A 22632-nucleotide genomic window follows, 5' to 3' on the forward strand; every position below is an offset into this window, starting at 1 on the left:
GTGGCCACACCTCGCGGCTGAGCTGGTGACCGCGCTCCGCGAGGAAGGCGAGGACGACTTGACGGACCGGGTCGATTCCCTTCACGTGCTCCAGGAGGCCGTCATTCAAGGCAGGGTGGGAGTGTGGGATGAGCCTCGAAATTTCAGTATGGGTACCGGACGGCGACGCCTACGCCGGCCGGAGAGGTGTCGAGGACCCGCCAGGCAGCAGTACTGGAGTAGGAGCTGAGAGCTTTCGTTACAAGATCTGGGGTTCGGCGGCCGCCCGGAGCCTCGGCGCGACGTTTCTGCCGCAACTCGCCGACATAACTGAGGAAAACCGCGGCAACCTTCAGGTTCCGCCCGACCGACTTGGCGCGTTCGGGCAGGAATGCACACTCCTGGCTGAGAACGTCGACCATTTATCCGCCATGACTGGATACGATCGGGACCGCATCCTCCATTACCTTACCAATATGCAGAACGCGATAGAGCGTGCCAAAACGGTAGGCGGGGGTATCATCATTTGGTAGCGGCCTTCCGCAACGCACTCTTCTCGGCAAAGCCGCGCGTGGACCGCTATGTTCCGGAGGCCATGTAGGCGGCGAGGATGTAGTTGGGATGGCGGTCGAGGGTCTTGCGGGCGCGGTCGTAGCGCATGGTGGTGCGCGGGTCGGCGTGGCGGGCGGCGATCTGCACGTCGCGGAGGCTGACGCCGGCGTCGAGCATGGTGGTCACGAACGTATGCCGCAGCATGTGCGGGTGCATCCTCGGCATCCGGATCCCGGCGGTGTCGGCCAGCAGTTTGAGTCGGCGGGTGGCGGCGTGCCGGTCCATCCGGGCGCCGAGGGTGTTGCGCAGGAGCGGACCGCCGTCGCGTCCTGAGACTGCGTGGTCGATGGCGCGGGCGACCGCGGGTGGTAGCGGGGACGAGGACGACTTTGCTGCCCTTGCCGCGTACCCGCAGGACGCGGTGGCCGTGTTCCTCGCCCAGGTCACTGATGCTGGCGCCGCAGGCTTCGAAGATCCGCAGCCCAAGTAGGCCGAGCATCGTGATCAGGGCGAAGTCGTTCGGGTTCGCCGACAGGCGCGCGGTGGTGATCAGTGCTTCGAACTGCAGATGGCCCAACCCGAGGGTGGGTGATTCAGGTGGCACGAGCGGCCGGCGGACGTAGTCGGCCGGTGAGTGTGGCAGGGCCTGGTCGATGACGCAGACGCGGTAGAAGCCGATCACGACCGACAGCCGGCGGGAGACTGTCGAGGGCTGGTAGCAGCGCACATCCTGCAGCCAGCGCACGTACCGCTCGATGTCGACCCGCCTGACCGTGAGCGGATTGAGTTCCTGGTCGGCGCACCAGGTCAAGAAGATTCGCAGGTCCGACTCGGTGTGCTGCCGTGTTGCGCCGCGGTAGCGGCCGAGGTAGGCGGAGACCGCCGTCTGGAGCGCGGCACTATTGGAGGACACCGCGGCGGGACCGAGGGCAGAGTAGGTAGTCATACCTCACGCTGCGTCGCAGCCGTGCTCGACGCCAGCGCTTCCGGAGCGGCAGATCCGGACGTCTGATCTATGCAAGCCGCGCGACTCGGCTACCGGCGCATATCCGCGGTCCTCTCCGTCACGAAGCTGTGCCGACGGCGTCCGCGTCATCTGATGAGGCCAACCTGATCCAGGAATTTCGGGTAGACGACCAGTCGCTAATTACAAAAGACACAACGTGTCGGGATATCTTCGTCGACGCATCTGTATATTTATTGACAAGCGTCATATCGGGCAGATTTTCGTTAATACTCTCCATGGTAGCCGGCTACCTCGGCTTCCGTTGGGGGCTCGTCGCCACGGCCGAGTTCTTCGTGGCGCTTACTGCGGCCTCTCGCCAGGCGCCGCCGCAACCGCAGCACCAGCCCGCGGTTCCCGCTGAAGCGGCGACTACCGGCTCAACCGACCACGTGCCGGTGACGTCGTCGGGCATCCGCAGTAGTCCCCACCGCTGACCACTGCAGCGGACCGGGTCTTCGATGCTGATGTGGACGATCTCCGGCCATCGGCCCTGCTTCCCCCGCTGACCAGGCCAGCCGCGGATCCCGGAGGCAATCAGTTCGCAAGCCGAATCGACACGACATCGATCCTGCTCCACAGTGGTGCGTCAAGTCCCCCGAAGATCACAGCGCCTATGTGAGTGAGGCCAGGGGAATGTGGCTCTATGCGGTAGCGTGACTCGATAGGAGCGCACCCCTGGGCGCTCCCATCTCAACCAGACCCGCCGCCCTCGAGGCGCCGGGGAGCGAGGGTCGCTCCTTCTTCCGAACAGGAAGGAGATGGGATGGGTCGAGTGGAGGACCACGGTGTTCGCGAGGATGCATCGTCCGGCAACGGCAAGAGCCGCTGGCGGATCGCGGGCGACGTTGTGTTGCTTGTCCTCAGGATCTCGGCTGCGGCAGCCGCGCTGTATGGGGCTGTCGTAGGGAGTGGCCTCGCTGACCGACTGCACTTGTAGCCGATCAGCGAGAACCACGGTAAGGGGAGGGCGTTCTCCTGGCCGCAAACCGAGGCGCCCTCTTCCCTTGCCGTTGAGCATGCCACAGCCAGCCTGGCTGCGGTGTGTCCGGCCGATGAGTGAGCACGCGAGACTGCGCACCTGGCCCACCGACGGGTGCGCTCTGAGCTGGGGAAACGTCCAGCTCACTCGAAAGGTTGGTGACCCGGGAATCGCGGCCCACCGTTGCGACGTCGGAATTAGGGCGCCGTGTTCCTATGCACGTTGAACGCATCGCTTTTCGCGAGTGGGCGACCTGTCCTGGCCTGGACAACCGGTGATCCGTCGCGGGTCGCGCCGTGCAAAAACCTGGCGCCGGTCCTCACCGAGGAAGAGCTTTAGGGACGGCACTGGAGCCACCTGTCCACCCCACTCGGCATCGGCGCTGATCTGGCTCGGCGTGATCGGCTGGATGGCCTGGAAGGTCTTCGACTGGTACTTCGACCGGTTCATCCTGACCAACAAGCGGGTGATGGTGGTCAACGGGATCATCACGCGCCGGGTGGCCATGATGCCGCTGCTGAGGGTCACCGACATGAAGTACGAACAGTCCGCACTCGGCCGGATGCTCAGCTACGGCAGGTTCGTCCTCGAGTCGGCCGGCCAGGACCAGGCGCTACGCGAGGTCAAGCACCTCCCAACCCGAACGAGCTCTACCTGCGGGTGGTCGAGGAGATGTACGAGCAGCAGCCGGGCGAGGCACCGCTCGGTACAGACGGCGACGGGTGATCCGGCGGGCAGCCCGCCGCAGTGTTGCCCAATTTTGCGTGACTTTCGGCCGGTCCGCATGACCGACAAGTGACGGTCATCCGAGCCTCTGGCAGCCACGTCGCGCTGGGCGCGTCGTGCCGAATCGCCCGTCACCGGATCGTCCGACTTCCACCGTCCGCACAAAATAGCCCGGCTGCGCGCGGTCGCTCGGCTGGCCTACCTTGATCGGGTGAATCTCCAGCGCGTAGCCGATCCCGGGTACGGCTGCCGGCAATACGTCGGCAGCAACGTCGCCCTCGTCCACATCGGCACACGCTGCTGTTGCTGATCTCCGCACGGCCGCACGGTTCAAGTGGCGAATTGGCCGCTGGCCGAAGCTTCACCTGGGCCAATTGAATTACCTGGAACGACTTCTTTCTTAGGGAGCTGGTCCCACCGGAAAGCCTCTCGAATAGCCGGCGCACGCGTCCTCGCCGCGCACTCTCATCGGCAGATCAACATGGCTGCTGAAGCCCGGCCATTCCGGAGGGGGTAGGCTTCGAGCGCCGCCTCAAAAGGTGCAGCGGAGCACCCGAGACGTGAGTCGAACCGGCGGGACAAAGCGGCGGCAACGGCGGCAACCGCACGCGAGATGCACGATCGGCGTCCGGAATGTCGGCCCGCCGGATCCGCAGAAAACCGGCTGGATTCAACCTGCGCGAGCGCCCTCTTCTTGGCAGTTCAGCACGCCGAGCCAGGCCGACTGCCCGACACGGAAGGTGACGAGGCCTCCAGGCTGTCGGGGCGCCCTTTCCGGCGGCATGACCGGATCGGGTGCAGAGCTGTTGGCCTCGTTTGAGCACGCTCCGGCGAGGATCGGCACGGCGACGGCCTTGGTGCCGAGCCATGGATAGTCTTCCGGGTCATGGGTGACAACGAGACGGCACCGCGACCGTTGACGAACCGATTCGCCGACGCCGTAGGGCCGGCGGGCCGACAGCCGGACCGGGACCACTGTCAGTGCGTCGGACGTTCGGCCGGGACCCGACCGGCGGGCGTTGCCTTCCACGCCGACCGCCAGGACACCGAAAGCCCTGGCTGGCAGCGTCTGCTATCGCTCATCGACGAGGCGGCAGGCGACGGCAGGCCCGTCTTCAAACCATTTGTGGAGTTGACTGCCGACGAGCGCCGGCAGATCGTCACTCTGCCACCGACGATTGCCACCCTGACCGAGGTCAAGCACCTCGTCCTGTACGGCACCAACCTGGTGCGAGTCCCACCCGAGATCGGAGCGATGGCCAGCCTCGAAGTGTTCGAGCCGTACACCTCACACCGGCTGCACTGGTACCCGTACGAGCTGACCAGGTGCACCCGGCTTCGGAACAGCACGGTCAGCACACGCGCGCTGTACGGCAACTTCAAGTTCCGGCCACCGTTCCCGAGCCTGCCCGCGATGACCACCGCGGCCGATACCGCTACCGGCTTCGCCCAGCTCGATCCCGCAGTACACGGCACCGACAGCGTCGGCACCTGCAGCGTGTGCACTGGTCCGGTCGCCCACGAGTTGCACCAGGCATGGATCTCCCTGGCGGTAGCGACCGACGTGCTGCCGCTACTGGTCAATGCCTGCTCCGCGGCGTGCCTGGCAGCCCTCCCGCCGGCCCGCTCCGGCTACGTCGCGACGCCACACCTCGGCGGCCCCGACCTCGCGCAGCCCACGACCCGAGGTCGGTAACTCGGCCAGTCGACCCTCGGCGGCCGGATAACGGCCATCGTCAACGAGCGACTCGCGGCCAGATGCTGAGGACCAAGCTCCGATCGCGGCGTAAGATCGCCGCCACAGCAGGGCGCGGAGTTGACCTCAGGAGGGCTCGACATGTGGGCCGTGCTCGGCGTGTGGAAGATTGACCCGTCGGTCATCGACGAGCTGCGCGTTCAGGTTCCCTTGATGGCGTCGAGCAAGGTGGGGACGCCCGGCTTCCACCACGGCACATGATGCAGGTGTTCGCCGACGAGCAGAATGCCCGCCGCTACCACGACGCCGTGCTGGCCCAAGGCGCAGTCGAAAGGCCAGGCGTGCAATGCGTCGCGGAGGTCCGCGCCGAATCCTCCGTGCCGGATCCCGGCTGACAGCCGGCCCGGCGCTGAGGCCGCCATGCGGCTTCTGGGGGTTGTCCTCTACGACCAACGAATCAGCTGAGCCGTCCCTGTTCGGGCTTCCCCCGATTCACTGCCGGGTCAGGTCAGCGAGTAGCGCAGCGCACTGAGGAAGCGCCGGGCGAGCACCAGTTCCTCCTGGTCGGTGTCGCTCGGCGGCACCACGATGCGCAGCCGGCGGCACACCGGCCGCTCGGAGCTGGCCGCGTGGAACGAGAGGAGCAGGGCGAGGAGCACCGCCGAATGGGACAGGCTCACCCGGGAGTATCCGGCGCCGATCACCGGGATCGTCACCTCGTCGAGGTGCCGCGACCGGATGGCAGCCCACAGCCCGTCGTAGGTCTGGGTGAGGTGCGACCAGGTGGTGACGGTGCCGGTGCTGGTGGGCCGGCCGCAGGCGAGCAGCAGGATCTGGCCGGGCTGGTGCGACGACTCGACCACCTGGACGTCGCCCGGCCGGCTGAGCGTCGCGCGCTCCACCGCGGACTCCAGGGCGCTTCGGTCGTCGGGGCTCAGCGTCTGCAGGTACTGACCCATGAGGCTGGTCGGTGCGATCTTCTCGGCCGAGGTGGAGCGGCGGCGGTCGGTCGTGATGACGCATGGCCGGTGGTCCAGCACGCTGCCCGGCACGATGTGGATAGACCAGTCTCTGGCGCTGTGCACCGCGCGGATGGTCCGCTTGGTCACGCGCAGCACCAGCCCGCCGATGACACCCACGGCCATCGTTCCGAGCAACCACCAGCCGCCGATCGCGGCCGCGCCCGCCGGCCAGATGAACTGGGCCACGCCCAGGCCGGAGGCGATGACGCCGCACGTGGCGAACAGCCACTGGATGGCCTCGCGGTCGATGCCGCCGGTGCGGCGCTTGATGGCCTGCCAACGGAGCCGGGCCCGGCCCACGGACGTTTCTTGATGTTGCATGGTCAGGGTTGCCGCTCAAGGAGAAAGCGGACCTTGCAGGCGGCCGCCACGCCGGTCAGGTCGGGGAAGAGCCGCCCTGCGCTGATCCCCATCAAATCAAGATCAGCCAATACGGTACGGACGTCCGACAGCGGGAGCAGGATCCGCGTCAGGGCCACGCCGGTGACCTCCGTGCATCGGGTGACCACCTCCTCGAGGCTGTGGTACGGGCTGCGCGACAGCGTGAAATGGCCGGCCTGGTTACGGGCCCTGGCGTTCTCGAAGGAGGGCGCCGCCAGGATCTCGACGTCGTGCTCGCCCGACCACACCGGACACTCTCGGTGCAGCACCCACAGGACGACGTGGCTGTCCGCGTCCTCGATCTGCTCAAGGGCCTCCTGGTAGGCGAAGAACGCGGCGACGTAGGGGCTGCTGGTCCAGTCCAGCAGCCGGGTGGGCATGCCGTGGTGGCGGCCCAGCGCGATCAGCCGCCGCTCGTCCCGGCACAGCTCCTCGGGCAGCCCGAAATCCCGGCACGCGTCCCGGAACGAGGCCAGCAGCGCGTCGAACAGCGTCGTCCGGCGATCTGCTTCGACGCGCCGACAGATGCGGTCGAAGGTGGACTCCAGCCGCCAGCGCGGTGACCGCATGCCGCGGAAGAGTTGGGCGTCCCGCCGGTATCCGGCGTCGATGAACTCCGGGACGAGATCGCGCTTGAACTCCCACCAGGAGTCGAGGCGGATATCGCGAATCTGCGCCACGGCCGCCTCAGGCGAACGGACGAACCGGTTGGGACCCGACCGGTCTGATCCCGATCGCGTCGATCAGGCACGGGTGCAGCACGTACTCGTGCTCGGACAGCGGCGGTTGCAGTTCGCTCGTGCCACCCATCGAGTAGAAGAAGGTGCCTTCGATGCCGTTCCGCTTTCCGACGAAGCCGAGTAGGCCGTTCTGCCACAGCACGGTCGCCAGGTCGGTCTGGCCGTCGAAGTGCTGGCGCAGCAGATCACGGGCGGCCTGCAGGGTGGGCGCGTCGAACCGGTCCACGCCGAGGAGAAGTAACGCGTCGCGCAGCCCCTCCACGATCTCGTCCCGGATGTAGGCGTGCCGCCCGACGTACAGGTCCGCATACCCGTGTTGTCCGGACTTCGCCGGCGCCAGGTCGGCGGAGACCTGATTGGCGCACTGCTGGATCTGGTCGTTGCCGAACGCCGCCGCGGCGGCGGCGACTGTGTCGCGGATGGACTGCTGCGACGGCACCCCGTCCGCCGACTGCTTCGCGCGCAGCACCGCGTTGCTGAGTGAATTGCCCAGCTCGACCAGGTCGCGCGGGATCAGCCGGGTGTGCCGCAGCACGTAGTCGAGGGTTCGTTCGGTGGTGCCCCGGGCGAGGTTCTCGATCTCGGCGTGGCCCAGCCAGGCGAGCATCGGATCTTCCTCGGCCGGATCCGTCAGGTACCGCTTGTCCAGCTTCTCGATCTTGTTGAACAGCAGGTATCTCAGTGAGGAGGCGTCCCAGTCCAACACGCGCACGTGCGGCTCGCCCCGATATTTGCTCGCCATCTCGCTGCGCAGCACGGACGAGAAGACCACATCCCGGATGGTCACCACGACGTGCAGCCGGCCGCCGATCCGCTGGTCCTTCAGCCACAGCATGACTGCGTGGAACAGCCCCTCCTGGCAGGGCAGCCAGTACATCGGGGCGTAGCCGAAAGACTCGTCGACCCCGTCGACGTAGAAGGCGATCGGTGGCAGGTCACCGACCGCCTCGCGCAGGAAATGCGTAAGGTCGCTCCACTCGCGCCGCTGCAGGTACGCCGTCAGTTTGTGCTTGGCGTCGTACTCGTACAGGATGTCGGCCAGGTGGCTGTAGACCGTGCCGGGCGCGCGGCCGGAGCCGATCAGGAAGTCGTACCGCGCCAGCTCCTCGCGCAGCTCAGCGCTCACCCGTTCGCGCAGTTCACGGCGCCGCAGGATGTGCGCCGTCGCGGTCCGGGTGATCGCGCAGGACCAGATCCGCCGCCACATCTCCACGAGGTCGTGCCGCTCGAAGAACTGACAGGTCCGCACGATCGATTCGGTCGAGGGCAGGTCGCCCTGCGACGTGTCCGCGTACACGCTGGCCTCGTGGTCCGCGGACGCCTGCAGGCGGCGGAGGTATGCGGTCTTGCCGGCGCCCATCCGCCCCACGATCACCCGGGCCCGCATGTCGTCAGCGCGCGTGGCGAGCGCGCCGAACGCTTCGTTGCCGGCGAAGTCGACGAACCGTTCCAGGAGCGAATCCAGATTCTCCCGTGCCCCGTCCGGGTTGCCGAATGGCGCGACGCCGGTGCTCAGGACCGATGATCCGGAATTCATTCCCGACCTCCTCCGCTACCCACCCCTATAGAGGGAACCAGGCCGCGCTCGGATACACAACAGCCGTCCCGGTGTAGGTCCGAACCACCGCCACCGCCGCACGATCCGGCGGCCACCTGGGCAAGATCGCCGACATCCGCTACCGGCGCGGCCAGCAATTCGGTGCCCGACACCGGCAGGAAAAGCATTCAATTCGCATGGCCGAATGCATTGTTCTCGGCGTGAGAATGTGCTGCGACGGGTTGTGCACTGTCACATCGCCAGGGCGCAGGTGCGGCCCTGACTGCCGGACGGCCGGTCCTCACAGTGTCGCCGGTGCGGCGATGTCCGGTTTGCGACATTCGAGGGCGCTCGCCGGGCAATCGGTGCGATTATTCTGATATGCCGCACCGCCGTTCGCGAACCGATCCGGTCCTCGGCGCCATCACCATCGCGGTGCGTCCCGAGACCGATCCGGCTTTGTGGGTCCTGCTGGACCGGCATCCGATCGGCGCGGCGCAGCAGCCGGGAGCACTTGTCGGCGAGCTCCTGACCCAGACGCTGCTCAACATGCCCGGCACCTTCGTGCACGAGTGGGCGCACGTGCTCCAGGCCGCGGCGTACCCGATGCTGTATCTACGGGCCGCGCGCGAATGGGCGATGATGCGGTCGAAGTGGAACCACCTGGCCGCGCATGCCGCCCCCTTGCCCATCTCGCTGCCCCTCGGGGTGCGGTGGGATCCCGACGTGCGGCGTGCTCGACAGCTGGAGACCAGCCCGGCGCGGATCGAGATCCGCGGTCGGCGGGTCCAGGTCGTCCCGGCCACCTTCGACAAGTTCGAGCGCGGCGTGCTGGCCGACAACGACTTGCTCGAAGAGGACGCGAGCATCTTCCAGTACCGCGTCGAACGGGGCGGCTGGGGAAGCGGAGCCGACTACCAGCGGTGGGTCAACGACCAGTCCAGCTACACCTCCGTCTTCTCCTTCCTGCGTCGCCACCTGCCGCTCGACACCGCCTACGCGCTCATTCCCATCGCCGCGCGGGTCGCCTACCGCACCACCGACCCTCTCACCGCGCTGGCCGTCATGGTCGGATCCGTGCTGATCGAGGGTGACCAGCACATCGACGAGGACAACGAGGACTACTGGGAGTTCCTCATGGGAATGGCCGTTGACCAGGTCCTGGCGCCTGCCGACGACGCGGCTGCCGGTTGGACCCGGCATGTGGACGTCGACGCGGCGCTGCTCACCAAGGAGCAGCTGGCCCGGGCCACGGAAGCCACCAGCTTCCTGCCGATCAACCCGCTGGCGCGTTGGAACATCGCCGACGGGTGCGTCGACGGGCTCCTGCGCCGCCCCTGGCACCATGTCACGCCCACCGCGGGTATCGACAGTGCCACCATGCGGCTCCTGCCGCCGGCGACCATTTTCGAGCTCGTCGATCCACCCCGGTTGGGTATCCAGCTCAGTCGCGCGGTGGGTGAGCTGCCCGCTGTGGACGGCGCGCAGATGACCTTCGCCGAGGTGTACCCCATGTTGCTGGCCCAGAAGATGATGTCGGACGTGCAAGCCGGTGGCCGCGGAGCGCTCCGCGTCTGCCCGCACACCGGGTGCCGCTTCCACGACCGCGGACTCTGCGAAGGCTACTTCCCCGTGCCCCGGCAACCGCAGCATTGCGGGTTTCCAGGTGTATTCCGAGCGCTGACCGGCCTGACGGTCTCTCCTGCTGGAGACGCGCTGATCTCCGTCGAGGAAAGGTGACGACCATGGAACTCCTCATCGAGGGCGATCCCCGGACACTCCAGCACCTGCGGCGCGAGATCGACGCCGAGGTAGGGCCGGAGGCGCAGCTCGAGCCCGCTTACGACCGTACGGTGGGCACCCTGAACGAACCGATCCTCATCGCTCTCATCGTCGCGCTCGGCGGCAAGGAGATCGTGCTCGCCCTTCGCGACATCCTCAACCGCCGGTACGAGCACCTCGAGCGGATGAAGGCGATCGAGAAAGGCGTCGATCTGAGACTCACCCTGCGCGACGACGACGGCGTTGACCGCAGCGTCACCCCCGACGAGCTGACTGCCTGACCAGGCCGTCTCATGAGCCGCCGCCTACCCGATCACGACCGAGTGACGGTGCACCTGCACGTCGATCCGGACACCGCACGCGATCCCAGCATGCTCGCACAGCACTTCCGCAGGACCTCGCTCCCGATATCCGAGTGGGCCGGATGCACAGTGTTCCTCTTCCCCGAGCTGGAACGCGACGGCCAGCCGATCTTCCTCGACGAGCGGGTCCGCGCGTTCTACCGCCAGATGTGCCAGCAGGTGCCCTTCCTGCTGTACTTCCTCGATCCCGGAGCCGGGAACGGAACGCTCCTCAGCGTCCTGTGCGCCTTCGCCCCCGACGAACTGATCGTCCAGCGTGGCGGCACGGTTGCCGTCGAGCCCGATGAACGACTGTCCGATCTCTTCGCCCGGCTGGTCGCCGATGCCGCGGCATACGGCGCCCGGCTGGGCGACGACTGGCGAGCCTTCATCGACGAGCTGGGCCTACCCGAGGATTTCCGCGACGCGGCCCTACGGCTGTGCGAACCTCGCCTCGGGTGACAGTTTCCGCATGCGGACCAGCGGCACCGGGACGCCCCCGGCGGCTTCGGTGAGCTGCTCGACGGGGTGGTATCCGGCGGCCCGATAGAGCGGCTGACCGGAAAGCGTGGCCATCAGTTCGAAGGTGGTGAAACCTTCCGCGAGCGCGGCGGCCTCGCACAGCGAGAGGATCAGGCGGCCGACACCGCGGCGGGCGAACGCGGGGTGGGTGTACATCGCGCGGATCTTGGCGGGATCGGTGGCCGGATCGAGCAGGGCGGAATCCCGGCCGGTGGAGTGATCCCCGCCGTAGAGCGTCGCGCGGCGGCTCCAGCCACCGCAGCCGGCGATCCGGCCGTCCGCCTCGACCGCGAAGTACGTGCCGTCATCGATGAGCTGGGTGTCGATGCCCATGACGGCTCGGCTGGAGTCGATCTGCTCGGGGCTGAGGAAGCCCTTCTGCAGCTCGGTGATCGCGTTCTCGACCAGCGGTGTCAGCACCGGCAGGTCCTGACGGGTCGCGGGACGGCTGGTGAAAGGCATGGCGATTCGCCTCCGATCGGTCCGTGGCGGTGCGCCACCAGGTCGACGGTCACCGGACGGTGGCCGTCAGCGCCGGCCGACGAGGTCGCCCACCTCGGTCCGGGACGAGACGCCCAGCTTCCGCAGGATGTTCGACACGTGAATGGCGGCGGTCTTCGGTGAGATGTAGAGGCGCCGGGCCAGCTCCGCGTTCGTCAGCCCGTCGCTGATCAGCACTGCCACCTCCCGCTCGCGGGGCGTCAGCGCGGCCGGCCCGGTGACCGCGGGCGGCGCGTCGGCCGGGGCCATCCCCAGCCGGGCGCGGACCTGGGCGAGCTGGGCCACCCGCCAGCCACGCCACTCGGCCAGCAACGGTGCGGCCGCCGCCACCTGAGCGGTGGCCTCCTCGCGCCGGTCGCCGGCGAGCAGGCAGCGGGCGGCGCCGACACGTACGGTGCCGCGGTTCACCGGCCCCAGGATGTGGGCCTCGGCGACGGACAGGTAGCCGGCCAGCGCTTCGGCGTGCCGGCCGCGAGCCTCCGCGAGCTGGGCGTCGACGAGCGTCCGGTAGGCGTCCCACACGTCGGCGTCGAGCAGCGCGGCCGCCATCTGGTCGAGCCGGTGCGCCGGCAGGCCGATCTCCAGTGCGGCGGAGATCAGGTCGTGGGCTTGTTCACCGCTGCGCCAGGTCTGCCCGGCCAGGGCCGTGATGAGCTCGTCCAGGGCCGCCTCGGCGCGCGGCAGGTCGCCGCGGCGGCAGGCGAGGTGGAACGTCAGGCCGGGAATCGTGGTCGGCGGGTTGTTGGGCAGCGCCGCCAGGTCGGTGATGAGCTGCCCGACCCGGTCCAGCTCGCCGGCCTCCAGGTAGAGCCCGGCGAGGAAGACCCCGTGGTAGTCGGCCCAGCGGCCCCGGCGCCGGTAGCTGCGGTCCTGCTCGCGGCCCTCCTCCAGCGCCGCGATCGCGGCGGAGAGGTCGCCGGCCCGCAACGCGAGCCGGGCCCGGCCCTGGAAGTACGTGGCCACCGCGAGCGACTCGAAGCCGGCCCGCTCGGCGGCCGCCCGCATGCGTTCCAGGATCTCGGCGTGCTCGGCCGGCGAGGTGGGCGGCTCGCCCTGCACCAGGTTGTTGAGGGCGCGGGCGGCCAGCACCCACTCGCCCGCCTTCTCGGCCTCGTCGACGAGGGCGGACAGCATCTCCCGGCCCGCGACGGCGGTCTGTGAACGGTCGATGAGCGTCGAGCCCTTTTCCACCAGCGCGGCCAGGCGGACGGACGGCAGGTCGAATTCGTCGGCCAGCGCCAGCGCGCGGTCGGACCAGAGCAGCGCGGCATCGAGATCGTCGCGCAGGTACGCCGACTGGGCGATCGCGGTCATCGCCCGCGCCTGGTCGGCGCCGGGCGGGAGCTGCGCGATCAGGGTCTCGATGTCGTGGGTCAGGGCGCGCATCTCGGCTGTCTCGCGGGACTCCCAGGCGATGCGGACCAGCAGGTACAGCGACTCGGCCCGGTCGGTCGTGGTGCTGGCGAGGTCGCGCCAGCGCCGGCCGTACCGCAGGGCGTCGTCCAGCAGGCCGGCCAGCCACGCCGCCCGGGCGGCGCCGGCGAGCAGGTCGGTGTCGTCGGGCACCTCGTCGAGGCCCATCTCGGCCAGCTGCAGGGCCTGGTAGGCGGAGCCGATGGAGAGGTAGAGCGCGGTTCCGCGGCGGGCCGCGGCGATCATGTCGTCGTACCGGCCGGCGCCGCGGGCGTGGTGCGCCACCATGGCCGGGTCGGACTTGCCGCCGGTGACGAGCACGTCGAGGGCCGCCTCGTGCAGCCGGCGGCGCTGCCGGCCGAGCATCTGATCGGCGATCGCCTCGCGCACCAGAGCGTGCCGGAACGCGAACTCGTCCTCGCCGGACTCGACCAGGACGCCCCGGGTGACCAGGTCGCGCAGCACGGCGATGAGCTCCTCCTCGCCGGTGCCGGTCACGTCGGCGAGCAGGTCGAACGGGATGCGGTGGCCGAGCACGGTGGCCGCCTCGACGATGCGGTGGCTGAGCGGCTCGAGGTCGTCGACCTGGCGGCGCAGCACGTCGGCGAGGCTCCACGGCAGCGGCTGCTCGACCAGCGCCTCCACGTCGTACCCGGGCAGCGCGCGCAGCAGCTCCTCCAGGAAGAACGGGTTGCCGCCGGTGCGGTGGTGCAGCGCCGTCGCGGCGCGCAGCGGCGCCGGGGCGCCGGTGACCGCCGCCAGCAAAGCCGCGGTCTGCGCCGGGGTGAGGCGATCCAGCCGTACGTGGGTGACGGCGTGCCGGCGTTCCATCCGGGCCAGCAGGCCGGCCACCGGCTGGCGGCGGGTCACCTCGTCCGGCCGGTAGGTCCCGATGAGCAGCCGCGGCCCGCGCTGGTCGGCGATCCGCTCGAACAGCGCCGCGCTTTCGGAGTCGGCCCAGTGCAGGTCTTCGAAGAAGATGACCGCGGGCGCGTCGCCGATCAGGTCGGCCAGGATGGCGAGACCGGTGTGCAGCCGCTCGACCGGGCTGCGCCGCGGGTCGGCGAGGGCCGCCAGCTGCTCCTCGTCGACCTCCGGGCGGCCGTCGATGGCGTCCAGGAGCACCTCGTACGGCCGGGACAGCGAGCCGGGCTCCGCCTGACCGACCAGCACCACGGTCTCCGCCGGGACGGTTGCCAGCAGCTCGTGCACCAGCCGGGTCTTGCCGATGCCCGGCTCGCCCGCGATGAGCGCGACCGCCGGCGCATGCGCGGAAGCGAGCTGCGCCAACCGGCGCAGCTCGCTCTCCCGCCCGATCATCACCGGGCTGGCACCGCCACGGATGGTTCGCACGATGCCAGGGTACCGGTGGGCTGTCCGCGGACCGCCGGGGCTTTGCCGGCCCGGCGGGCCCGCCGGGCCAGGCGCGCCAGGGTGAGCAGGCGCCCCTTGTCGGCCTCGGCGATCAGCTCACGCCGGCGGTCGTTCGCCAGCACCAGCAACAGGTCCGGGTTCATGAACATGGCTTGTCTCCTTGTCAACCGCTGATGGATCAATCCTCGGTCGACAAGGGCGCCGCCACATCGGAAGCCCCTACCTATCTTCGCTGGTCAGCGGGGCTGGCGGGCGGCCTAGGCATACCTAGACAAGCCCGGCCGCCCGTCAGTACAGCTCGCCGATCCGGTAGGTGGCCGTGCCGGTGCTGTTGTGCACCACCACCTTGATGGTGTCGGCCTCGCCGCCCTCCGGGCCCGGCCACCACGCGGCCCACAGACCGCCCGCGAAGCTGGTCTTGATCTTCCGGCCGTCGGCGAGGAGCAGGTCGACGCCGGTCACGGACGGGCCGGCCAGGCCGACGATGTTCGAATACTGGTCGTCGTCGTCGCCGACCGAGGAACTCGTCGCGACCTCGACCGTGTCCTTGGCCGGCACCGGCGGGGCGTCCTCCGTCAGGGGCATCGCGGCGAACGACTCGCCGTCCACGATCATGCACTCGATCAGGCCGGCACCGCGCTTCTGGATCAGCAGGGTCGCCATTCCCCGCTGCTCGGCCAGCACCACGTCGGACGGGCTGACCGGCCCCGAGCCGCTGCCGACGCCGCTCTCGGCACACCGGCGTGCCTGCGGCATCACCTGCTCGCCGGTGAGCGAGCCGGGCACCGGCGTCCAGGCGGCGAACGCCCGGTCCGCCGTACCCGGCAGCAGCGACGGCACCACGACCACGCCGGCCACCGCGGCGGCCGCGGCGGCGGCGAGGCCGACGACCCAGCGCCGGGCCGGCCGGCGCGTGGGCAGGGTGTTCGCGACGGCCCGGCCGTCGATGATCCGGTCGACGACCGCGTTGGCCCGGTTCCACTCGACCGCGGTCGGCTCGCGCCCGTGGGCCGGGTCCAGCACGCTCAGCTGCTCGAGATCGTTCATGATCGCTGCTCCTGGAGAGTGAGAGATTGCGGGCGGGTGGCCGAGGCGGGCTCAAGCGCCATCCGTAAGCGTTCCCGGGCCCGGCCCAGCCGCATGGCGAAGGTCGATCGGCGGCAGCCCAGCACGGTGGCCGCCTGCTCGGCGGTCAGCCCGTCGAAGGCCACCAGCGCGAGCGCCTCGCGATCGCCGGGCCGCAGGCCCCGCCAGGCGCGTTCGAGGTCGACCCGGGCGGCCGTGCCGACCGCGTCGTCGGAGTATGCCGGCCCGTCCAGCGACACCAGCCGGACGTCCAGGGCCTGGCGGCGCAGCCAGCCGCGGGTCTGGTTGGCCATCGTCCGGCGCGCCACCGCGAACAGCCACGGCCGGGCGTCCTCCGGCAGGTCATCGAACCGGCGCCACGCCGTGAGGAAGACCGTCGACACGACGTCCTCGGCCTCGCTGGGCGGGATCCGGCGCTCCACGAACCGCAGCAGGTCCGCGTAGGTCCGCTGGTGTAAGGAACGGAAGGACTGTTCTCGCGCGCTGTCGTCGCCGCTGCTCATAAGTTCCTCTCGTTCGCCGTCATACCCCCTACCTGTCCGGCCCCGTCCGCAGTGTCACACCCGGAATCTCCCCTCAGGGTGGTCACCGATGGCCAGGCCGGGCCGCCCTTACTAGCGTATTGATCATGATGAGCGCGGGGCGCGGGCGATGGACCTGATCAACAACCTGCTCGGCGGCCTGCCGCCGGTCCTGGTGTACCTCGTGGTGGGTGCCCTGGTCACCGGGGAGGTGGCGGTCACCGCCGGGCTGGTCCTGCCCTCGGCCACCGCGCTCATCGCGCTCGGCCTGCTCGCCAACGCGGGCACGGTGGGCATCGGGCCGGCGCTCGGCACCGCCGTCGGCGCCGCGTGGCTCGGCGGCACCATCGCCTACCACTCGGGCCGGCGCCTGGGCCCGGGCGCCCGCACGACCCGGATGGGCCGGCGGATCGGGCCCAAGCGCTGGGAGCGGGCCGATCGGCTGTTCGCCCGGTACGGCGGCCGGGCGGTGCTCCTCGGCCAGTGGGTCGTCGTCGCGCGTACCCTCGTCCCCCGCCTGGCCGGGATGAACGGCGTGCCGTACCGCCGCTTCGCCGCCTCGCACCTGCCGACCGCGGCCCTGTGGGCGACCTGGATGGTCGGCGCGAGTTACCTCCTCGGCGCCTCCTACGACCGGCTCGCCAGCCGGGTCGGGCACGCCAGCGGCGCGCTGGCCGTGCTGGCCGGCATGATCGTCATCCTGGTGCTCGCCGGGCGGTGGGTCGGCCGGCACCCCGATCCGGTACGGGCGTTCGGCGCGTTGCTGCTCCGGCGCGGCGCACCCGGGCTGGCGTGGCGCCGGCGGACCGAGCGGCGGCACCCCGTCCTCGGCCTGGGTGCCGATCTCGCGCTCAGCGTCGTCCCGCTGTCGTTGGTGGCCGCGCTGCTGGTGGTGGTGACGCCCACGGTGGTCCGGTTCAGCGGGCTCGACGCGGTCGACGCGACGGTCGCCGGGTGGGCGCGTACGGAGTGGACCTCGGACGGGTACCTGTTCGCGCTCACCGCCGCCAACCCCCAGCCCGAGTTCTTCCTGGCCGCGGCTGCCCTGGTCACGCTCGTAATGTGGTGGTGGTCATGGCGGCGGCAGAGCCGGCGGCTGCGCCGCGCCGACGCCGTCGACGTGTTCCGCGCGCTCGGCCCGGTCCTCCCACTTGTGATCTTCAGTGTCATCCTGGACTGGCTCGTGCCGGCCGTGCAGCGGGACCGGGCCTTCGCGCCGGACGGCTGGCGCGCCCCCGACTCCGTGGCCTTCCCCAGTCTGGCCGAGTTCGGCGGAGATCTGCCCACGGCCGACGCCCTCAGCGCGCTCGCCGGCTATGCCGCCACCGAGACCGCGCAGGTCGCCGCCACCGTCGGGCTGCTCACCTGGCTGCTGGTCCGGCGGCTGCCCTGGTCGCTGCGGGTGACCGCGTGGACGATGGCGACCGGCTACGTGACAGTGTGCGCCGGCTCGTGGATCTACCTGGGCTGGAGCCGCACGAGTGAGACGGTCGCCGCGCTGGTGCTCGGCGCCGCGTGGACGGCGCTCAACGCGGCGATCTGGTCCACCCGCCCCGCCGCCGACGGCGAATCACCCGACGACACCTCGAGCCTCCCGAGCCTCCGCCCGGCCCTCGTCCCGGGCGCGGGCGAGTAGCGCGGCGAGGCGCCGGCGGCGGCGGACGATGTGGACCCGGAACGCGGTGACGAGGGCTCCGAGCACGGCGGCGAGGGCCAGCTGCGCCCACGGCAGCGCCCAGACCGTCACGGTGGCCGAGGCGGGCCGGGTCGCTCCGGCGGCCGGGCCGCCGCCGCGGACGGAAGGGCTCACCTCGACGGTGGTGCGCAGTGGTCCCAGCCCCCAGACTCCGCCGACCCGGGTGTCGACCTCCCGGCCGCCGCCCGGGAGCATCTCCTCGATCCCGGTCCGGGCCTCGTGGTCGGCCAGGCCGAGCAGTTCGCCGGTCGTCGCCCGGCCGGTGCCGGTCACCGCGACGTTGCCGTCGTTCGTCGTGCGGTAGCGGATCCGGAGGCTGCCGGCGGCGAAGGGATTCCACGATTGCCGGTACGTGGCACTGAGGTCGTCGACGACCAGCGCCGCCGTTACCGTGCCGCTGACCCGCAGCAGGACCCGGAACCCGACCCGGCTCTCGACGGCGACCGTGCCCCCGGTGCTGGTGACCGTCGCCGCGATGCCCGCCGGGTGGTCTCCGGGCGTGGCGTCGCCGGGCACGGTGACGGTGAACGGCACGACCTTCGTCTCGTTGGCACCGACGGTGACCTTCTCCTGCACCTCGATCCAGCTGCCGCCGTCCACCGACTTCTGGTCGGACGGCAGCATGTTGAAGCGTCCCTTGTCGGTGAGGTAGCCGTCGGCCGCCTTCAGCGAGAAGACGGCGGCGCGGTCGCTGAAGTTCCGCACGGCCAGGCGGTCGGTCACCGCCCGGCCCGGGTCGAGCGTGTGCTCGGCCCACCGGCGGCCGTCCGGGCCCCGCTGGTCGGCCGGCTGGACCGACCAGGTGAGGGTCGGCTTGGCCGGCTCCGCCGTGGCGGCGGCGGGCACGATCGGCACGGTGACGAGCACGACGGCCAGCACGGCGAGCAGCCGCGGCAACGTTCGGATCATGGCGAAATCCTTCGACCAGGCTAATGGCGGGGGCCGCGTCGCCGCGGCACCCCGCCCGCACGCTATTCGAACAAGGAGAGGGTCATCGTCGAGGTGTACTTGCCGGCGGCGGCATCCGCCGGGGTGCGCAGGTACAGGCCGGCGTTGACCGAGTACGCGTCGCCGGTGACGGCCTCGGAGTCGAATGTCGACACCAGCAGTTCCTGGTCGACCAGGCCCACATTGTTGCCGGGCTGCGTCGGCTCGTCCAGGACGGTCACCACCTCCTCGCCCTCGGCGACCTGGCCGGTGTCGCCACCATCGATCAGCTTCGGCTTCCAGCCGAGGTGGCCGGCGCTGATCGGCGCCTGACCGGCGTCGCCGACGAAGTTGGTCGCGCTGCCCAGGACGGCCCACGCCGCACCGTCGGGCACCTCCTCGGGCGTACGCGTGTCGGTGACCGTCACCGTCGGCAGCGTGCCGACGAACTGGCGGACCAGCAGGGTCGAGCCGTCCTCGGACAGCGCGATGGAGTTGGCGGCGATCGACATGGCGAGCACGCCCGGCTCGTCGATCTCCTCGATGTCGACCGTCACCCGGACCTCGCCGCTGTCACCGGGCTCGGCCAGGGCCTGCGCCGGCAGCCCCAGCACCCCGGCCAGGACGGCACCGGCGGCACCGGCGACAACCAGCCGCTGGCGTTTCGAACTACTCATACAACGCTCCTTGTCCTTTGTGGTTCGTGGAGGGAGGGGAAGTCAGGCGGTGCAGGTGATGGCGGCATACCCGGCATTGTGGACGGTGGTGATCTCCTTGCCGCCCACGGTCCCGGTGGCCCGGACCTTCGCCGAGCCGGCCGGCACCGAGGCCGCCCGGGCGGCGAACGACTGGTAGGCGTTGGCGCCCGGCGCCACGGTCGCGAACGACCGCTCGCCGTAGCCGGTCTCCAGCTCGATCCGCACCGGCGTGTCGTGGTCGTTGCGGGCCTGCACGGCGACGTACGCCTTGCCCGCGAGGCACCGCGGCTGGACGGTGACGGTAGCGGGCACCACGGCCGGCTGGGTGCCCGGGTCGTCCGCCACGACCCGCCACTCCGTGACGGCGACCGCGGAGTACGTGGTCCCGTCGCCGTCGGCCCGGATCGTGGCCCGCACCCGGGGCGTGGTGACCGGGTCGAAGGTGACCTTGTTGAACGCGGTGCTGCTCGTGCCGTACGCGGACGCGCCGGTCACGTCCCGCCAGGCCGCGCCGGCCTCCTCCCAGTACTGCAGCACCCAACCGGCGGGCTCGGCCACGCCGTCGCCGCTGCCCTGCTCGGAGTCCCGCCAGAACTTCAGCTCCGTCTCGGTGATCCGCACGGGGCGCGCCCAGTCGTACTGCACCCACTGGGTCGCCGGGCGGGTGCCGGACCAGGTGCCCCAGATCTGTGCCTGGCCCGGGCTCGGCGGGTCGGCACCGTCGTTGAGGGCGGTGACGCTGTTCCAGCCGGCCGTGTACGAGGCGGTCGGGGTCGCGATCGGCCCGATGTTGCCGGTGAGCGGGCCGGACAGGTCCGCCGGGATGGTCACCGTCCGGGCGGTCTCGAGGTTTCCGGCCACGTCGAGCGCGCGGAACGACACGGTGTGCCGCTGGGAGTCCGGTGCCGCGACCGCGGCGGTGTAGGTGGTGAACGCGCCCGTGTCGATGGCGTACTCGACGCGGGCGATCCCGGAGGTGGCGTCGCCGGCGGTCACCGTGACCGCCCGGGTGCTGGGACTCACGGCGGCGGCGCTGACCGGTGCCGTGGCGTCGATCCGTACGGCGAGGTCCGCCGGCGCCGAGACGTTGCCCGCCCGGTCGGTCGCGGTCACCGCGACCGTGTGCCGGCCGTCCCCGGCGACGCTGACGTCGGCGTGCCGCACGTCTGTCGCGACGACCGGCTGGGCGTCGTCCACCGTGGACCTGATGGTGAGCCGGCCGCCCCGGTCGTCGACGCCGGCGGCGCGCACCCGCACCGCGGAACGGAACCAGCCGGCGCTACCCGCGCTGCCGCTGGGCGTGAGGGTCAGCGTCGGCGGGGTCTCGTCGCCCTCGGTGTCGCCGGGCGAGATGACCCGGACCTGCGCGGAGACGCGACCGGCGGCGTAGCCGAGCACGGTGCCCCGCACCGTGAACGTGCCGGGCTCGGCGACCTGCTCGGCCGTCACCGGGTCCCAGAAGACCGGCACCAGAAGCGTCTCGGCGCCGAACGGCACGGCGACGGTGCCGGGCAGTTCCCGCTCCCCCACCTCGACCGTCAGCGCCGGCGGGGTCACCGACTCCGGCTGCGCGGCGAGGATCTTCCATTCCTCGACCGCCACCGCCGAGTAGGTGCTGCCGTTGGTCGACGCGTCGAACGTCGCGCGCACCTGCGTGGTGGTGACCGCGTCGAACGTGGTGTTCTGGAAGCCCTGCGTGCCGGTCGGGTAGCCGCTGGGGTTCGGCACGTCGGCCCACTGCGCGGTGCCGAGGTTCCAGAACTGGATGCGCCAGCCGGCGGGTGCGGCGACGCCCACTCCGCTGCCCTGCGGCTGGTCGTTCCAGAAGTCAATCTGCGAACCGGAGATCCGCATCGGCTGGTCCCACGTGTACTGCACCCACTGCTGCGGCGGGTTGCTGCCGGTCCAGGTCCCCCACATGTCGGGCGGCAGCGGGTTCGACCGGACGATCTCGTCGTTGAGCGCCTTGACCCAGTACTGGGTGGGCACGGGCTCGTTGGAGACGGCTACCTTCGCCTCCTGCGCGATGTTGGGCCGGGGCGTGGGGTCGGCCACCTTGGCGGGCGTCGGCGTGACGGCCCTGATCCGGGGCGGGGTCTGCGTGTCGTCCCACTCGACCCGGTCGATCGCCACGGAACGGCGGAAGTGTCCGCCGCCCACGGCGTCGGCGGTGTGGTACGCCAGGTACCACTGGCCGTTGAACTCGAGGATCCCCGGGTGGCTCGTCGTCGAGGAGACCGGCCGGAGCACGGTGCCGCGGTAGGTCCACGGCCCCTCCGGCGACGCGGCCGTCGCGTAGGCGATGCAGGCGTGGTAGTTGGCCGGGGTGCAGGCCGAGGCCGGGCCGGCGTTGTTGCCGGCGTACGCCAGGTAGTAGGTGCCGCCGCGCTTGAAGATCCACGCCGCCTCGAAGAAGCCGGTCAGGCCGGTGACCGTGCGCTGGGCGCCGACCGGGGTCCTCATGTCCGGCTGGAGCTCCAGCATCCGCAGATTGCCGAACGAGCCCCAGTAGACGAACACCCGCCCGTCGTCGACCAGGACGGTCGGATCGATGTTGTGGATGGTGTTGGCCGCGGGCACCCGCTGGGAGATGATCGGCCCGCCCGCGTGATCGGTCCACGGCCCGGTCGGGCTGTCCGAGACGGCCACGCCGATCGCGAACTTGTCGGCCGCGGGGCTGTCCCGCTCGTTGATCGGTACGTACCAGTAGTAGCGCCCGTCCCCGCCGCGAACCACCTGCCCCGCGTACGCGCGTCCCGGGGTCGCCCAGGCGAAGACCTGTTCCGGGCGCATCAGCGACGGGTAGTGGGTCCACTGCCCGGCGGTGACGTCGCCGGTCTTGAAGGCACCCCACTCGTTCATGATGAAGTCGTTGGTGGACGGTCCGGCCTCGTCGTGGCCGGTGTAGATGTAGAGCTCGTCGCGGCCGCTGGAGTTGCCGGGGGCGCCGGCCGGCACCACCACCGGCGCCGGGTCGGCCGAGTAGTAGCTGCCGTCGCCGATGAGGGGATTGCGGGTGTTGGTGAAGGTGCGCGGGTCGGCGGCGGCCGGCGCGGCGAACGCGACCAGGCTGCCGGCGACGAGAGTGAGGGCCGCCGCGGCGGCGCGCCATCCGATGGTGTGCACGGTGCCGATCTCCTTCGTTCGAGGGGG

General features: G+C 70.4%; 20 protein-coding genes and 1 pseudogene. 9 read left to right on the forward strand and 12 right to left on the reverse strand.

Features of this window, described 5'->3' with window-relative positions:
- Positions 1–128: 128 nt before the first annotated feature.
- Positions 129–512: a hypothetical protein gene (locus DMB66_RS09790; protein ID WP_233624428.1), complete on the forward strand. Its 384-nt coding sequence runs from the start codon at positions 129–131 to the stop codon at positions 510–512.
- Between the two features lie 46 nt (positions 513–558).
- On the opposite strand, the gene DMB66_RS62490 is transcribed toward DMB66_RS09790, so the two are convergent.
- Complete coding sequence (locus DMB66_RS62490; protein ID WP_199752184.1) at positions 559–978, reverse strand: tyrosine-type recombinase/integrase; 420 nt, start codon at positions 976–978, stop codon at positions 559–561.
- 1042 nt (positions 979–2020) lie between these two features.
- Between DMB66_RS62490 and DMB66_RS65800 the strand changes: the two genes are divergently transcribed.
- From DMB66_RS65800 to DMB66_RS61080, 4 genes and pseudogenes are all read left to right on the forward strand, one after another.
- Positions 2021–2194, forward strand: coding sequence for a DUF6758 family protein (locus DMB66_RS65800; RefSeq protein WP_370318353.1), 174 nt, complete (start codon positions 2021–2023; stop codon positions 2192–2194).
- A 659-nt stretch (positions 2195–2853) separates the two neighbouring features.
- Positions 2854–3242 (forward strand): annotated as a pseudogene (locus tag DMB66_RS09800) (PH domain-containing protein); the annotation flags it as partial.
- A gap of 1132 nt (positions 3243–4374) precedes the next feature.
- Positions 4375–4938, forward strand: coding sequence for a hypothetical protein (locus tag DMB66_RS09805; RefSeq protein ID WP_233624429.1), 564 nt, complete (start codon positions 4375–4377; stop codon positions 4936–4938).
- A gap of 257 nt (positions 4939–5195) precedes the next feature.
- Complete coding sequence (locus DMB66_RS61080; protein ID WP_158647189.1) at positions 5196–5333, forward strand: hypothetical protein; 138 nt, start codon at positions 5196–5198, stop codon at positions 5331–5333.
- 108 nt (positions 5334–5441) lie between these two features.
- On the opposite strand, the gene DMB66_RS09810 is transcribed toward DMB66_RS61080, so the two are convergent.
- Genes DMB66_RS09810 through DMB66_RS09820 form a run of 3 tightly spaced genes read right to left on the reverse strand, consistent with a single transcriptional unit; the run spans position 5442 to position 8618 of the window.
- On the reverse strand, positions 5442–6281 hold the full coding sequence (locus tag DMB66_RS09810; RefSeq protein ID WP_125803712.1) for a macro domain-containing protein: 840 nt from the start codon (positions 6279–6281) through the stop codon (positions 5442–5444).
- A gap of 2 nt (positions 6282–6283) precedes the next feature.
- Positions 6284–7021, reverse strand: a complete 738-nt coding sequence (locus DMB66_RS09815) for an FRG domain-containing protein (RefSeq protein WP_125803713.1) — start codon at positions 7019–7021, stop codon at positions 6284–6286.
- Positions 7022–7028: 7 nt separating this feature from the next.
- Positions 7029–8618: a P-loop ATPase, Sll1717 family gene (locus tag DMB66_RS09820; RefSeq protein WP_125803714.1), complete on the reverse strand. Its 1590-nt coding sequence runs from the start codon at positions 8616–8618 to the stop codon at positions 7029–7031.
- Between the two features lie 381 nt (positions 8619–8999).
- On the opposite strand from DMB66_RS09820, the gene DMB66_RS09825 reads away from it, so the two are divergent.
- The 3 genes from DMB66_RS09825 to DMB66_RS09835 are packed head-to-tail and all read left to right on the forward strand — an operon-like array spanning position 9000 to position 11203.
- On the forward strand, positions 9000–10358 hold the full coding sequence (locus tag DMB66_RS09825; protein ID WP_125803715.1) for a hypothetical protein: 1359 nt from the start codon (positions 9000–9002) through the stop codon (positions 10356–10358).
- A gap of 5 nt (positions 10359–10363) precedes the next feature.
- Positions 10364–10681, forward strand: coding sequence for a hypothetical protein (locus tag DMB66_RS09830; protein ID WP_125803716.1), 318 nt, complete (start codon positions 10364–10366; stop codon positions 10679–10681).
- A 42-nt stretch (positions 10682–10723) separates the two neighbouring features.
- Positions 10724–11203 carry a hypothetical protein gene (locus tag DMB66_RS09835; protein ID WP_125803717.1) on the forward strand — a complete coding sequence of 160 codons (480 nt, stop codon included), beginning with the start codon at positions 10724–10726 and terminating at the stop codon, positions 11201–11203.
- Here the strand turns inward: DMB66_RS09835 and DMB66_RS09840 are convergent.
- The 5 genes from DMB66_RS09840 to DMB66_RS09860 form a co-directional block, all read right to left on the reverse strand.
- Positions 11174–11725, reverse strand: coding sequence for a GNAT family N-acetyltransferase (locus DMB66_RS09840; RefSeq protein WP_125803718.1), 552 nt, complete (start codon positions 11723–11725; stop codon positions 11174–11176). The genes DMB66_RS09835 and DMB66_RS09840 overlap by 30 nt on opposite strands.
- Before the next feature lie 66 nt (positions 11726–11791).
- The gene (locus tag DMB66_RS09845) at positions 11792–14530 is read right to left on the reverse strand and encodes a LuxR family transcriptional regulator (RefSeq protein WP_233624430.1); all 2739 of its coding nucleotides are present in this window, start codon (positions 14528–14530) and stop codon (positions 11792–11794) included.
- Entirely contained in the window at positions 14497–14700 is a 204-nt protein-coding gene (locus tag DMB66_RS09850) for a hypothetical protein (protein ID WP_125803719.1), read from the reverse strand. The genes DMB66_RS09845 and DMB66_RS09850 overlap by 34 nt, the downstream gene beginning before the upstream one ends.
- Positions 14701–14839: 139 nt before the next feature.
- Positions 14840–15598 (reverse strand): hypothetical protein, encoded by a 759-nt coding sequence (locus tag DMB66_RS09855; RefSeq protein WP_125803720.1) that lies wholly within the window; start codon positions 15596–15598, stop codon positions 14840–14842.
- Positions 15595–16140: an RNA polymerase sigma factor gene (locus tag DMB66_RS09860; protein ID WP_125803721.1), complete on the reverse strand. Its 546-nt coding sequence runs from the start codon at positions 16138–16140 to the stop codon at positions 15595–15597. The genes DMB66_RS09855 and DMB66_RS09860 overlap by 4 nt, the downstream gene beginning before the upstream one ends.
- 148 nt (positions 16141–16288) lie before the next feature.
- Between DMB66_RS09860 and DMB66_RS09865 the strand changes: the two genes are divergently transcribed.
- Positions 16289–17794 carry a DedA family protein gene (locus DMB66_RS09865; protein ID WP_233624431.1) on the forward strand — a complete coding sequence of 502 codons (1506 nt, stop codon included), beginning with the start codon at positions 16289–16291 and terminating at the stop codon, positions 17792–17794.
- Here the strand turns inward: DMB66_RS09865 and DMB66_RS09870 are convergent.
- From DMB66_RS09870 to DMB66_RS09880, 3 genes are all read right to left on the reverse strand, one after another.
- Positions 17729–18763 carry a WxL protein peptidoglycan domain-containing protein gene (locus DMB66_RS09870; protein ID WP_125803722.1) on the reverse strand — a complete coding sequence of 345 codons (1035 nt, stop codon included), beginning with the start codon at positions 18761–18763 and terminating at the stop codon, positions 17729–17731. The genes DMB66_RS09865 and DMB66_RS09870 overlap by 66 nt on opposite strands.
- 62 nt (positions 18764–18825) lie before the next feature.
- Complete coding sequence (locus DMB66_RS09875; RefSeq protein ID WP_125803723.1) at positions 18826–19458, reverse strand: hypothetical protein; 633 nt, start codon at positions 19456–19458, stop codon at positions 18826–18828.
- Between the two features lie 42 nt (positions 19459–19500).
- The gene (locus DMB66_RS09880; protein WP_233624432.1) at positions 19501–22605 is read right to left on the reverse strand and encodes a family 43 glycosylhydrolase; all 3105 of its coding nucleotides are present in this window, start codon (positions 22603–22605) and stop codon (positions 19501–19503) included.
- Positions 22606–22632: the final 27 nt, after the last annotated feature.

Source organism: Actinoplanes sp. ATCC 53533 (assembly GCF_003947245.1).

What these genes read in the sequence shown, in the direction of transcription:
- DMB66_RS09790 (WP_233624428.1), top strand. Translation starts at nt 129, where the DNA reads ATGAGCCTCGAAATTTCAGTATGGGTACCGGACGGCGACGCCTACGCC.
- DMB66_RS61080 (WP_158647189.1), top strand. Translation starts at nt 5,196, where the DNA reads ATGATGCAGGTGTTCGCCGACGAGCAGAATGCCCGCCGCTACCACGAC.
- DMB66_RS09810 (WP_125803712.1), bottom strand. Translation starts at nt 6,281, where the DNA reads ATGCAACATCAAGAAACGTCCGTGGGCCGGGCCCGGCTCCGTTGGCAG.
- DMB66_RS09820 (WP_125803714.1), bottom strand. Translation starts at nt 8,618, where the DNA reads ATGAATTCCGGATCATCGGTCCTGAGCACCGGCGTCGCGCCATTCGGC.
- DMB66_RS09825 (WP_125803715.1), top strand. Translation starts at nt 9,000, where the DNA reads ATGCCGCACCGCCGTTCGCGAACCGATCCGGTCCTCGGCGCCATCACC.
- DMB66_RS09830 (WP_125803716.1), top strand. Translation starts at nt 10,364, where the DNA reads ATGGAACTCCTCATCGAGGGCGATCCCCGGACACTCCAGCACCTGCGG.
- DMB66_RS09840 (WP_125803718.1), bottom strand. Translation starts at nt 11,725, where the DNA reads ATGCCTTTCACCAGCCGTCCCGCGACCCGTCAGGACCTGCCGGTGCTG.
- DMB66_RS09850 (WP_125803719.1), bottom strand. Translation starts at nt 14,700, where the DNA reads ATGTTCATGAACCCGGACCTGTTGCTGGTGCTGGCGAACGACCGCCGG.
- DMB66_RS09855 (WP_125803720.1), bottom strand. Translation starts at nt 15,598, where the DNA reads ATGAACGATCTCGAGCAGCTGAGCGTGCTGGACCCGGCCCACGGGCGC.
- DMB66_RS09860 (WP_125803721.1), bottom strand. Translation starts at nt 16,140, where the DNA reads ATGAGCAGCGGCGACGACAGCGCGCGAGAACAGTCCTTCCGTTCCTTA.
- DMB66_RS09865 (WP_233624431.1), top strand. Translation starts at nt 16,289, where the DNA reads ATGGACCTGATCAACAACCTGCTCGGCGGCCTGCCGCCGGTCCTGGTG.
- DMB66_RS09870 (WP_125803722.1), bottom strand. Translation starts at nt 18,763, where the DNA reads ATGATCCGAACGTTGCCGCGGCTGCTCGCCGTGCTGGCCGTCGTGCTC.
- DMB66_RS09875 (WP_125803723.1), bottom strand. Translation starts at nt 19,458, where the DNA reads ATGAGTAGTTCGAAACGCCAGCGGCTGGTTGTCGCCGGTGCCGCCGGT.